We start from the raw sequence: 12,520 nt of genomic DNA on the forward strand, positions 1-12,520 counted from the left end.
GCTCGCGGTCGAGCCGGGGCGCATCGGCGCCACCTCGAGGGCTCGCCTTCAAGGACACGCCGTCGCGTTCACGATCAGGAGTTCACGCGGCGCGCCGCCGCGCGAGCCCCCGACGCGCACCGGCCGGCTCGCGACGAGCGGGCGCAGCACCGCGCCGATCACGTCGTCGGGTTCGCGCAGCGGAATGCCGTTCGCCTGCAGCAGGCGATCGCCCTTCGCGAGCCCGAGCATCGTGACGAACCCGCCATCCTCGCGCACGACGAGGCTGGCGCCCTCTGCGGCGAGCATGCCCCGCCAACTGTCGGGTTGCGCGATCAGCCCGTCGAGGAGTTCGCCGTGCAACTTGAGCATCGGGCCGGAGAAACCCGCGGGCACCGCGCAGGCCGGACGGGCTTCCGGTCGCGTGGGCGCCGCCTTCGGAGCGGAGACCACGCGCGTCGGCGAACCGGCGCGGGCGGGGTCGTCCCGCTGCAGTTCGACCTCGCGCTCTCCCGTGGCGTCGCGCAGGCGCACGCGCGCGGCGTCGATGTGCGCGAGCGTCGTCCCCGGGACGACTTCACCACCGGTCGTGACGACCCGCACGCCGGCCGCGGTGCGGAACACCGCCATGCCCCCGCCGTCGCGTTCCGCGAGCACTCCGAGGAGTCGAACGCCGCCCGCTGCAAGTGCAACGGGGGCAGGCGCATCGGTGGCGCCCGCCGCCCAGAGGCCCGATGCGACGATGGCCGCCGCCGGGTCGGCAGGACCCGCAGTCACGATCGGGGGCGGCGGAGGATTCATCGCGCGCCACAGCCAGGCCGCCGCCACCCACGCGAACCATGCGAATGCGGCCGCCGTGCACGTGACCGCCGTCACGCGCCACGCGGTCGGGATCGTGCCGGCTTCACTCATCGCTTCGCGTCCCCGGCACCGCCGCGATCGCTATAATCCGCGCTCGCCGCGCCCGAATGCCTCCGCTTGAATCCCCGCCTCGATCTCACCCAGCCGTATCCGTTCGAGCGCCTGCGCGCGCTGTTCGAGGGATCGAGTCCGCCCGCGGGACTCGCGCCGATCAACCTGGGCATCGGGGAGCCGCGCCACGCCACGCCGCGCCTCCTGCTCGACGCGCTCGCGAGCGGCGGCGCCGGGCTCGCGAATTATCCCATGACGGTGGGCCCGGTCGCGCTCCGCGAGACGATCGCGGCGTGGCTCGCCGCGCGTCACGGCACCCCGACGCCCGATCCGTCGACGCAGGTGCTGCCGGTGCTCGGCAGCCGCGAGGCGCTGTTCGCCTTCGCGCAGGTGGTCGTCGATCCGAGTCGCGCCGGCGCGACCGTCCTCGTCCCCAACCCGTTCTACCAGATCTACGAGGGCGGCGCGCTGCTCGCCGGCGCGGTGCCGTGGTACGTCAACGCGATCGAAGCGCGCGGCTGGCGGCACGACTGGGAGGGCGTGCCGCAGGAGGTGTGGGCGCGCACGCAACTCGTCTTCCTGTGCTCGCCCGACAATCCGACCGGGCGCATCGCCGGTCTCGACGAATGGCGGCTTCTGTTCGAACTCGCCGATCGCCACGGATTCGCGATCGCCTCGGACGAGTGCTACTCGGAGGTGTATTTCGACGGCGATGCTCCGCCGCTCGGCGCGCTCGCGGCGGCACGTGCGCTCGGCCGTGACGACTACCGCGGCGTGGTCGTGTTCGGGAGCCTGTCGAAGCGCTCGAATGCTCCGGGCCTGCGCTCGGGCTACGCCGCGGGCGATGCCCGGCTGATCGCGGCCTTCCTGCGCTACCGCACCTACCACGGATCGGCGATGTCGCCGGCGGTGGCGACCGCTAGTCTCGCCGCCTGGCGCGACGAGGCCCACGTCCGCGACAACCGTGCGCGCTACACCGCGAAGTTCGACGCCCTGGTGCCCAAGCTCGCCGCAGCGCTCGATTGCCGCCGGCCGGACGCGTCCTTCTACCTGTGGGCGCACGCAGGAGGCGACGACACCGCGTTCGCGCGCGACCTCCATGCGGAGGAAAACGTCACCGTGCTGCCCGGGAGCTACCTCGCGCGCGACGCGCACGGGGTCAATCCCGGCCGCGGGCGCATCCGCATCGCGCTCGTCGCCGACGAGGCGGAGTGCTCCGAGGGCATCGACCGGATCGTGCGCTTCGCCCGAAGGCGCGGCCTTTTCCCCTGTTCCTGATCCGGGCGGCCTCGCCCGGTCGCCGACAACGCTGCTTCGTCGCCCCGGGGGGCGCTTCGTCCGCGGGCGCCCCGCGAGCCGCCCCGGCGCCTACAATGCGCGGCCGTGAGCACCGCCACCACTCCCTTCCCGACCCGGGTGTCGTTCCGCACCGCCCTGGCCCGCGGCTTTCGGGCGTCGTGGCTCACGATCGCGCTCGTCGCGGCGATCAACACCGGCATCGCCGGCGTGCTCTGGATCGACGACACGCGCCCGTTCTGGCATCCGTTCGTCAGCGCGCAACTGCAGGGCTTCTCGATCGCCTGGTGCGTCAACGTCGCGCGGCCCTGGGACGCCGCGCACCCGCTGCGCCGGCTGATCGTGGCGGTCGCCGTCGGGTCGCTGATCGGCATCGTCCTCGTGATCCTCGCGAAGGGCTACACCTGGAGCTACGTGACCACGAAGCACGGCAACTTCCTGTTCAACTTCGTGGTCGCATTCTTCAACGGCGTCTTCTTCAGCCTGTTCTTCTACGTGAAGCTCTCCGCCGCGCGCGCGCAGGCCACGCTCGCTCGCGCCGAGGCGGAGCGGCATCTGCTGTCGAAGCAGGCGGTCGAGGCCGAACTGAAGCTCATGCAGGCGCAAGTCGAGCCGCACTTCCTGTTCAACACGCTCGCGTCGGTCCAGTTCCTCACCGAGACCGATCCTCCGGCCGCGCACCGCCTGCTCGGGTACCTGATCGACTATCTTCGCGCGGCCCTGCCGCAGCTTCGCGCCTCGTCGACGACGCTGGGCAAGGAGGTCGAACTCTGCGAGGCGTACCTGCACATCCTGCAGACCCGCATCGGGCCGCGGCTCGCGTTCACGGTCGAGGTGCCCGACGCGTTGCGCGGTGCGTCGTTCCCGCCGAACCTGCTGATCTCGCTGGTCGAGAACGCGATCAAGCACGGCATCGAACCCTCGGCCCACGGCGGTACCATCACGCTCCGGGCGCAACGCGACGATGCGCGACTGACGGTCGAGGTCGCCGACACCGGACGCGGCATCGTCCTCGCTCCGTCGCGCGACGGCGGAGGCGTCGGGCTCGCCAACGTGCGGGAGCGGCTCGCCGCCTTGTACGGGCCCGCCGGCCGGTTCACACTCTCGGGCCTCGAGTCGGGCGGCACCCGTGCCGTCATCGAGATCCCGATCGCCCAGGGCGGCTAGTCCCGCTCGCGCCCCCTTCGCTCTTCACTCTTCCCCCTTCTCCCTTCTCCCTTCCCCCTTCCCCGTTCGCAATGCCTTCCGCACTGATCGCCGAAGACGAGCCGATGCTGATGCGCCAGTTGAAGGCTCGCCTCGCCGAAGCCTGGCCCGAACTCGCGATCGTGGCGGAGGCGGAGAACGGGCAGGAAGCGGTGATGCTCGCGGAGGAGGAGCGGCCGGACATCGCGTTCCTCGACATCCGGATGCCGATCCTCTCCGGCCTCGAGGTCGCGAAGGCGATCGCCGGCGGTCCGCACATCGTGTTCGTGACCGCCTACGACGAGTACGCGGTCGCGGCGTTCGAGGAAGGCGCCGTCGACTACGTGCTGAAGCCGGCGACACCCGAGCGCATCGCGAAGGTCGTGACGCGACTCAAGTCCCGGCTCGGCACGCCGCCGGTCGATCTCGCCTCGCTGCTCGAACGTCTCACCGCGCGGGAGGCCTCGGGCGGCACGCTCAAGTGGATCCGCGCGTCGCTCGGCGCGTCGATGAAGCTGATCGCGATCGACGACGTGCTGTACTTTCAGTCGGAAGACAAGTACACGAAAGTCGTCAGCGCCGACGGCGACGCGCTGATCCGCAAGACGATCAAGGAACTCCACGACGAAGTCGACCACGAGCAGTTCTGGCAGATTCACCGTGGAACGATCGTCAACCTGCGCGCCATCGCACGGGTCGAACGCGACTGGCGCGACCAGCCGGTGCTCACGCTCAAGGGCCGCAGCGAGAAGCTCACCGTGTCGCGGACCTTCGCGCACCTCTTCAAGGCGATGTAGCAGGACGGCGGTGCGGACCGCCGGGCTGGCGTAGACTGCTGCGGTGCGCCTCCTCGCTCTGGCGGGCCGGCACGCGACGGCGGTGATGGCCATCGGCGTGCTCGCCGGCCTCGCCATCCCGCCGCTCGCGACGCTCGCGAGCCCACTGCTGGTCCCGACGCTCGTGATCCCGCTCGCGCTGGCGCTGGTGCGACTCGACTGGGCCGGCGCGGCCGCCTGGCGCCATCGCCCGGGCGTCATCGCCGCGCTGATCGCGTTCGTGCTCGTCGTCTCGCCGCTCGTCGTGTGGGGGGTCACGCGCGTGCTCGGGCCGCTCGGGCTGCCGGAGCCGCTCGCGCAGGCGCTGGTGCTGATGGCGGCGAGTTCCCCGATCGTGTCCAACGTGGCGATCGCGCTCGTCCTCGGACTCGACGCGCCGCTCGCCGTCGTCGTCGTGATCGCGTCGACCGCGCTCGTGCCGTTCACGCTGCCGGTCGCGGCGGAAATCCTCGTCGGCGTGAAGCTCGACCTGTCGCTCTCCGAGTTCATGCTGCGGTTGGCCGCGCTGGTCGGCAGCGCGTTCGTCGCCGCCGCGATCGTCCGGCGCATCGCGGGAGCCGCGGTCATCGACGCGAATCGGGAACTCATCGACGGCGTCGCGGTGCTGAACCTGCTCCTCTTCGGCGTGGCGATCATGGACGGCGTCACCGCCTACGCGTTCGAGCGGCCGGGCTACGTGGCGCTCGCGATCGTCGCCGCCTATGCGTTCAACCTGCTGTTGCAGGGCGCCGGTGCGCTCGCCTTCCGCCGCCTCGGAGCGCGGCGCGCGGCCACGGCGGCGCTCCTCGTCGGCAACTGCAACATGGGACTCGTGCTGGTCGCGCTCTCCGACCGCGCGAGCTTCGAGGTGACGGTCTACTTCGCGCTCGCGCAGCTCCCGATGTACACGCTCCCGGCGCTGCTGAAGCCGCTGTACGCCCGCGCGGTCGGGCCGACCCCCTCCGCGGGGTAGAATCGTCCGTTTCGTCCCCCGGGTCCGCCCACGATGAGTTCACCGCAAGCCACGATCGACCGCGCCTTCGACGAGCGCGCGTCGCTCTCGCCCGCCACCGCCTCCGCCGAGCTTCGCGATGCCGTCGCCCAGGTGATCGCGGACCTCGACGCGGGCCGCGTGCGCGTCGCCGAGAAGGTCGACGGCGCGTGGGTGACGCACCAGTGGATCAAGAAGGCGGTGCTGCTGTCGTTCCGCCTCGCCGACAACGTCGCGATGGGCCCGCCGCCCGAGCGCGCGCCGTTCCGCTTCTACGACAAGGTGCCGACCAAGTTCGCTCGCCACGACGATGCGGCGTTCGCCCAGGCGGGCGTGCGCGTCGTGCCGCCGGCGGTGGCGCGGCGCGGGGCGTTCATCGCGAGGAACGTGGTGCTGATGCCGTCCTACGTCAACATCGGGGCCTACGTCGACGAGGGCGCGATGGTCGACACCTGGGCGACCGTCGGCTCCTGCGCGCAGATCGGCAGGAACGTGCACCTGTCCGGCGGCGTCGGCATCGGCGGGGTCCTGGAGCCGGTGCAGGCCAACCCGACGATCATCGAGGACAACTGCTTCATCGGCGCACGCTCGGAAGTGGTCGAGGGCGTGATCGTCGAGGAGAACTCGGTGCTGGGGATGGGCGTGTTCATAGGCCAGAGCACGAAGATCTACGACCGCGCGACCGGCGAGACGACCTTCGGCCGCGTGCCGTCGGGCTCGGTCGTGGTCGCGGGCGCGCTCCCCGCGGCCGACGGCAGCCACAGCCTCTACTGCGCCGTCATCGTGAAGCGCGTCGACGCGAGGACGCGCGCGAAGACCTCGATCAACGAACTCTTGCGCGGCTGACCCGGCTCGCCCCGGTCTCCGCCGCCGCCTCCCCTCCGATGAGAGCCCCGCTTCCCATGTCGGTCCCGATCAAGTCCGCCGAGGACATCGCGGCGATGCGCGTCGCCGGGCGACTCGCGTCGGAACTCCTCGACTATCTCACGCCGTTCGTCGAGCCCGGCATCACGACCGGCGAGATCGACCGCCTCGCGCACGCCTACATGATCGACGTGCAGCACACGATTCCCGCGACGCTCAACTACACGCCGCCCGGCCATTCGCCCTACCCCGCGTCGCTGTGCACGTCGGTCAACCACGTCGTCTGCCACGGCATCCCCGGCGAACGCAGGCTCAAGGCGGGCGACATCGTGAACATCGACGTGACGGTCATCCGCGACGGCTACCACGGCGACACGAGCCGGATGTTCTACGTGGGCTCGCCCTCGATCCAGGCGAGGCGCCTGTGCGAGGTCACCTACGAAGCGATGTGGCTGGGCATCCGGCAGGTGCGGCCGGGCGCGCACCTGGGCGACATCGGCAGCGTCATCCAGAAGCACGCCGAAGGGCACGGGTATTCGATCGTGCGCGAGTTCTGCGGTCACGGCATCGGGCGCAACTTCCACGAGGAACCGCAGATCCTGCATTACGGCCGCCCCGGGACCGGGCTCGAACTCCGGGCGGGCATGACCTTCACGATCGAGCCGATGGTGAACGCCGGGCGCCCGGGCATCCGCTGCCTCGCCGACGGCTGGACGATCGTCACGGCCGACCACTCGCTCTCGGCGCAGTGGGAGCACACGGTGCTCGTCACGCCGGACGGTTTCGAGATCCTCACGGCGTCCGACGGCACGCTCCCTCCGCCGCCGGCCTGATTCCGCCTCGATGGCGACGCTCGCGTCCGGGCGAATCGCGAACGCGCCGCGGGCGCCGATCGACCGGCTCCGCGCGCGCCTGCGGGAGGGGCGCAACGCGCTGCGCGAGGCGTTTCTCGCGCGTCCCGACACGCCGAAACTCCTGCGGGGGCACGCACGCCTCGTGGACGAGACGGTCCGCGAGGTCTGGCGTGCCGCCGGCATGCCGTCCGGCACGACCCTGGTCGCGGTCGGCGGCTACGGACGCGGGCAACTCTTCCCACACTCCGACGTCGACGTCCTGATCCTTCTTCCCGAGGCCGGCGCGGACGGCGCCACGGCGTCGATCGAGCGCTTCGTCGCGACGCTGTGGGACGTCGGGCTCGAGGCGAGCCACGCCGTGCGCACGATGGCCGAGTGCGCTTCCGAGATGGCCGCCGATGCGACGATCCGCACGAGCCTCCTCGAGCATCGCTATCTCGCCGGCGGACGACGGCTGTATCGCGCGTTCGCCGACGGGTTCGCCGCGGCGATGGATCCGGGCGCCTTCTACGAGGCGAAGGCGCTCGAGCAGCAGCAGCGGCACCTCAAGTTCCACGACGCCGCCTACAACCTCGAACCCAACGTCAAGGAGAGCCCCGGCGGGCTGCGCGACCTGCAGACCGTCGTGTGGATCGCGCGCGCCGCCGGGCTCGGCGGCACATGGCGCGACCTCGCACGCGCCGGATTGATGACCCCGGGCGAGGCGCGCTCCGTCTCGCGCCAGGAGCGGTTCATCTCCGCCCTGCGCGTGCGCCTGCACTACCTCGCCGGACGGCGCGAGGATCGCCTCGTCTTCGACCTGCAGACCGCGCTCGCGCGGCAGCTCGACCTCGCGGACTCGCCGTCGCGCCGCGCGGGCGAGAAGCTCATGCAGCGCTACTACCGGGCCGCGAAGACGGTGCGCCAGGTCAACACGATCCTGCTGCAGAACCTGCATGCCCGCCTGTTCCCGATCCCGCGCCAGCCGATCCCGATCCAGGGCCCGTTCTGCGCGATCGACGAACTGCTGCACGTCGAGAGCGAGGATCTCTTCGACCGCGAGCCCTCGGCCATGCTCGAGGCGTTCCTGCTGATGGAGCGCCACCCCGAACTCAAGGGCATGAGCGCGCGCACGCTGCGGGCGCTGTGGCGATCGCGCAGGCGCATCGACGCCGCGTACCGGCGCGACCCGAGAAACCGCGCGACCTTCCTCGCGCTGTTCCGCGAGCCGCGCGGCATCACGCACGAGCTGCGGCGGATGAACCTGTACGGGATCCTCGGGGCCTGCCTGCCGGCGTTCGGCCGCATCGTCGGTCAGATGCAGCACGACCTCTTCCACGTCTACACCGTCGATGAACACATCCTGATGGTGATCCGCAACCTGCGCCGCTTCGCCGAGGCGCAGCACGCGCACGAGTATCCGCTGTGTTCGCGGCTCATCGCCGACATCGCGCACAAGGAGGTCCTCTACCTCGCCGGCCTCTTCCACGACATCGCCAAGGGACGCGGCGGCGACCACTCGACGCTGGGGGCGCGCGACGCGCGGCGGTTCTGCCTCGCGCACGGCATGCCGCGCGCGCAGGCGGAGACGGTCGCGTGGCTCGTCCTCCATCACCTGACGATGTCGTCGACGGCGCAAAAACAGGACATCTCGGACCCGGAGGTCGTCGCGGCGTTCGCGCGCACGGTCGGCACCGACGAGCGGCTCGCGCTCCTCTACATCCTCACGGTCGCCGACATCCGCGGCACCAGCCCGAAGGTGTGGAACGCGTGGAAGGCGCAACTGCTCGAGGACCTGTTCCACGCCACGCGGCGCGTCCTCGCGGGCGGGGACGCCGCGCACACGCTCGTCGACTCGCTCGCCCTGCGCCAGGACGAGGCCCGGCGACTCCTGCGGCTCCACGCCGTGCCCGAGGGCGCCGAGCGCGCGCTGTGGCGGCACCTCGACACCCCCTACTTCCAGCGGCACACCGCCGACGAGATCGCCTGGCACGCGCGCAACCTCTGCTGGCGCGTCGAGCGCACCGCGCCCGTCGTCAAGGCGCGGCCCGCGCGCGCCGGCGAGGGACTGCAGGTGCTCGTCTACCTGCCCGACCGCAAGGCGCTCTTCGCTCGGATCTGCGGCTATTTCGGGCGCGCCGGCATGTCGATCGTCGACGCGAAGGTGCACACCACGCGCCATGGCTACGCGCTCGACACCTTCGACCTCCAGAATCCGGACGAGCCCGCGGACGCGGTGCGCGCGACCATCGCGCGCATCGAGCACGACCTGGCGGAACTCGTGGTGTCCGATGCCCCGCTCGAGCCGTTCGCCGCGGGCCGCGTGCCGCGCCAGCAGCGCCACTTCCCCCTCACGCCGGAGGTGCAACTGTTCCCGGACGACAAGGGCACGCACTACATCCTCGAAGTCGTCGCGGGCGACCGGCCCGGCCTCCTCGCCCGCATCGCCGGGGTGCTCGCGAACGCGGACGTGAACGTCGCGAGCGCGAAGATCAACACGCTGGGCGAGCGGGCCGAGGACGTGTTCCTGATCGACGGCAACCGCCTGCACGACGAGCAGGCGCTGCTGCGGCTCGAAACCGCGCTCTACGAACAGTTGCGCGTGTGAGCGGAGCCGCGCTTCGCGCCATGCCACGGCGCTCGGCGGCGCGGCGCGGGCGGGTTCAGTCCTCCTCGCCGGCCGCGTCGGGGAACAGGATCTCGGTGTAGCCGAAGCGGCGCATGTCCGGCATGCGCATCGGATACAGGATTCCGTCGAGGTGGTCGCACTCGTGCTGGACGACGCGCGCGTGGAATCCGTCGACCTCGCGCGCAATCGGCTTGCCGGACGGATCGAACCCGGTGTAGCGGAGCGCGGTGAAGCGCGGCACGACGCCGCGCAATCCCGGCACCGACAGGCAGCCTTCCCATCCGTCCTCCATGATGTCCGAGAGCGGCGTGAGCACGGGATTCACGAGTTCGGTGTAGGGAACCGCCTCGGCGTCCGGGTAGCGCGGGTTGGCCTCGACGCCGAAGATGACGACGCGCAGCGGCACGCCGATCTGCGGCGCGGCGAGCCCGGCGCCGCTCTGTGCGGCCATGGTGTCGCGCATGTCCCGGAGCAACTCATCGAGTTCGCGCGTCGAAAAGCGTCCGACCGGGTCGCTCACCCGCCACAGCCGCGGGTCGCCCATCTTCAGCACGTCGCGAATCATGCCGAGGCTCCGGCGTCGGGAACGGCGATCGGCGCGAGGTGGTCGAGGAGCGCGCGCACCCGGTCGATGCCGCCGGCGAGCGTGCGGGCGAGGTCGTCCATCGAAATGGCCTCGCCGCTGTCGCCTCGCCCCGCGGCGTGATTGACGACCACGCAGATCGCCGCGTAGGGCAGCCCCAGTTCGCGGGCGAGAACAGCTTCGGGCATCCCGGTCATGCCGACCAGGGTGGCTCCGTCGCGGTCCATGCGGTCGATCTCGGCCGCCGATTCGAGGCGCGGCCCGTTGACGGCGCCATAGACGCCGCCGTCCAGGAGCGCCATGCCCGCCGAGGCGGCGGCGGAGAGGCAGCGCTCGCGGAGCCAGGACGTGTATGGCCGGGTGAAGTCGGCGTGCACCACCTTCCCCTCCTCGCCGTCGAAGAACGTGGCGGCGCGCCCGCTCGTGTAGTCGATGATCTGGTCGGGCAGCACCAGCGCTCCCGGGGCCACGCCCCGGATCCCGCCCACCGAGGCGACCGCGAGGACGGCCTTCGCGTCTCGGGCCCGGAGCGCCCAGAGGTTGGCGCGGTAGTTGACCCGGTGCGGAGGGATCGTGTGGCCGTGTCCGTGCCGCGCGAGAAAGACCGTCGGCTGCCCCGCGACGCTGCCGAAGAGCAGCGGTGCCGAGGGCTCCCCGTACGGGGTCCGGACCACCTCGCGGCGGGTCACCGCGAGCGTCGACAATTGCGTGAGGCCGCTGCCTCCGATGATGGCCAGCATGGAACTTGCTACCGGAAAGGATTCACGAAAGGTTGGCGGGCGGTGAGCCCATGGACCGCCGGGAGGGGCGTCGGTGGCCCACCGGCCGGGTTTATGACATCATCATCGCGCCCCGCGGGGCTCGCGTCCCGCCCGGCGCGCCGTTCATTGTAGCCGCGAGAGGCCCGGACCATGTATCTCGATCGCCTGTTCAAGCTGATGGCCGAGAAGGAAGCGTCGGACATCTTCATCTCGTGCGGCGCGCCGATCAACATCAAGGTGAACGGCATCGTCTCGCCGATCTCGACCCAGCCGATGGACCCGGAAACGGTCCGCCGGATCGCCTACGAACTGATGAGCAAGGAGCAGGCGCGCGCGTTCGAGAACGAGCTCGAGATGAACCTGTCGCACCTCGACCGGGCGGTCGGCAACTTCCGGATCAACATCTTCCGCCAACGCGGCACGCTGGCGCTGGTCATCCGCTACGTGCGGAGCCACGTCCCGCCGTTCGAGAAGCTGCGCCTGCCGCCGGTCCTGCTCGACATGGTGATGGCGAAGCGCGGCCTCGTGCTGGTCGCCGGGGCGACCGGCTCGGGGAAGTCGACGACGCTGGCGGCGATGATCGACTACCGCAACAGCAACCGCAGCGGCCACATCCTGACGATCGAGGATCCGATCGAGTATCTCTACGAGCATCGGAAGAGCATCGTCAACCAGCGCGAGATCGGCATCGACACGCAGAATTACCAGCTCGCGCTGCAGAACGCCCTGCGCGAGGCGCCCGATCTCATCATGATCGGCGAGATCCGCGACAAGGAAACGATGCAGTCGGCGCTGCTCCACACGCTGACCGGCCACCTGTGCCTGTCGACGATCCACGCGAACAACAGCTACCACGCGCTGTCCCGGATCATCAACCTGTTCCCCTACGACGCGCGCTCGGCCGTGCTCTCCGACCTGTCTATCGGCCTTCGCGCGATCGTCTCGCAACGCCTGATCCGCAACGTGGACGGCGAACTGCAGCCGGGCGTCGAGATCCTGATGAACACCTCGCTCATCGCCGAGCTCATCAAGAACGGCGAGTTCTCGCAGATCAAGGAGGCGATGGAACAGTCGCTCTATCCGGGGTCGCAGACCTTCGAGCAGTCTCTGTGCCGGCTCTTCCTCGACGGCGCGATCAGCTACGACGAGGCGATGGCCGCGTCGGACTCGCCGACCAACCTCGCCTGGCTCATCAACCAGAGCAGCCCGACCGCCCGCGTCGAGAACCTGGAGACCTCGGTCGCCGATCGCGAGCAGCGCCGTCCCGCCGCCGACTTCGCGACGCTCACGATCGACCCGGCGATGCTCGAGCGCCAGCAGCAGCACTGATTCAGGAGGCAGTTGTCAGTTGACAGTTGACAGACGCGGCGACGTTTCCGGTGGCGGCGCATCGGGCACCGCTCTGGCTCCCTGGTGGGTTCGGCTTCAGCCGAACGCGTTTCGACTCGATGCACCGGCCTGCCCGCCACGATGCGGCAAGATCCCCGAGATGGCGGGTTCCGTCGGGCTTGAAGGACTGACTCGAGCGAAACGCGAGCGCCGCCGATCGCTCGTCGTTCCGGCTTCCGTTTGACGAGGTTCGCTGCCGCGAACCGGAAGGCGTCCGGCTGAAGTCGGACCCACCAGCCATCCGAAGCGTCCGCCTTCCATGTGGGTCGGGCTTCAGCCCGAC

General features: G+C 70.6%; 11 protein-coding genes. 8 read left to right on the forward strand and 3 right to left on the reverse strand.

Annotated elements, in window-relative coordinates; all coding sequences use genetic code 11:
* Window positions 1-48: 48 nt before the first annotated feature.
* Complete coding sequence (locus HS109_04610) at window positions 49-891, reverse strand: hypothetical protein (protein MBE7521652.1); 843 nt, start codon at window positions 889-891, stop codon at window positions 49-51.
* Window positions 892-957: 66 nt separating this feature from the next.
* Here HS109_04610 and HS109_04615 point away from each other — a divergent pair, with 66 nt between their 5' ends.
* The 7 genes from HS109_04615 to HS109_04645 all read left to right on the forward strand — a co-directional run bounded on the left by HS109_04615 (window position 958) and on the right by HS109_04645 (window position 9,483).
* The gene (locus HS109_04615) at window positions 958-2,169 is read left to right on the forward strand and encodes a succinyldiaminopimelate transaminase (protein MBE7521653.1); all 1,212 of its coding nucleotides are present in this window, start codon (window positions 958-960) and stop codon (window positions 2,167-2,169) included.
* 105 nt (window positions 2,170-2,274) lie between these two features.
* Window positions 2,275-3,354 (forward strand): histidine kinase, encoded by a 1,080-nt coding sequence (locus tag HS109_04620; protein ID MBE7521654.1) that lies wholly within the window; start codon window positions 2,275-2,277, stop codon window positions 3,352-3,354.
* Between the two features lie 71 nt (window positions 3,355-3,425).
* Window positions 3,426-4,169 (forward strand): response regulator transcription factor, encoded by a 744-nt coding sequence (locus tag HS109_04625; protein ID MBE7521655.1) that lies wholly within the window; start codon window positions 3,426-3,428, stop codon window positions 4,167-4,169.
* A 43-nt stretch (window positions 4,170-4,212) separates the two neighbouring features.
* On the forward strand, window positions 4,213-5,160 hold the full coding sequence (locus HS109_04630) for a hypothetical protein (GenBank protein ID MBE7521656.1): 948 nt from the start codon (window positions 4,213-4,215) through the stop codon (window positions 5,158-5,160).
* 33 nt (window positions 5,161-5,193) lie between these two features.
* Window positions 5,194-6,024 carry a 2,3,4,5-tetrahydropyridine-2,6-dicarboxylate N-succinyltransferase gene (dapD, locus tag HS109_04635; protein ID MBE7521657.1) on the forward strand — a complete coding sequence of 277 codons (831 nt, stop codon included), beginning with the start codon at window positions 5,194-5,196 and terminating at the stop codon, window positions 6,022-6,024.
* 56 nt (window positions 6,025-6,080) lie between these two features.
* Entirely contained in the window at window positions 6,081-6,875 is a 795-nt protein-coding gene (gene map, locus HS109_04640; GenBank protein ID MBE7521658.1) for a type I methionyl aminopeptidase, read from the forward strand.
* 10 nt (window positions 6,876-6,885) lie between these two features.
* A complete protein-coding gene (locus HS109_04645; GenBank protein MBE7521659.1) occupies window positions 6,886-9,483 on the forward strand; it encodes a [protein-PII] uridylyltransferase in 2,598 nt (865 codons plus the stop codon).
* Between the two features lie 55 nt (window positions 9,484-9,538).
* On the opposite strand, the gene HS109_04650 is transcribed toward HS109_04645, so the two are convergent.
* Together HS109_04650 and HS109_04655 are read right to left on the reverse strand one after the other, a co-directional pair.
* Complete coding sequence (locus HS109_04650) at window positions 9,539-10,069, reverse strand: peptide deformylase (protein ID MBE7521660.1); 531 nt, start codon at window positions 10,067-10,069, stop codon at window positions 9,539-9,541.
* The gene (locus HS109_04655; protein ID MBE7521661.1) at window positions 10,066-10,827 is read right to left on the reverse strand and encodes an S-methyl-5'-thioinosine phosphorylase; all 762 of its coding nucleotides are present in this window, start codon (window positions 10,825-10,827) and stop codon (window positions 10,066-10,068) included. The genes HS109_04650 and HS109_04655 overlap by 4 nt, the downstream gene beginning before the upstream one ends.
* A gap of 171 nt (window positions 10,828-10,998) precedes the next feature.
* On the opposite strand from HS109_04655, the gene HS109_04660 reads away from it, so the two are divergent.
* A complete protein-coding gene (locus HS109_04660) occupies window positions 10,999-12,177 on the forward strand; it encodes a PilT/PilU family type 4a pilus ATPase (GenBank protein ID MBE7521662.1) in 1,179 nt (392 codons plus the stop codon).
* Window positions 12,178-12,520: the final 343 nt, after the last annotated feature.

This window comes from Burkholderiales bacterium (genome assembly GCA_015075645.1).
In the GTDB taxonomy this organism is placed as follows: Bacteria; Pseudomonadota; Gammaproteobacteria; order Burkholderiales; family Casimicrobiaceae; genus VBCG01.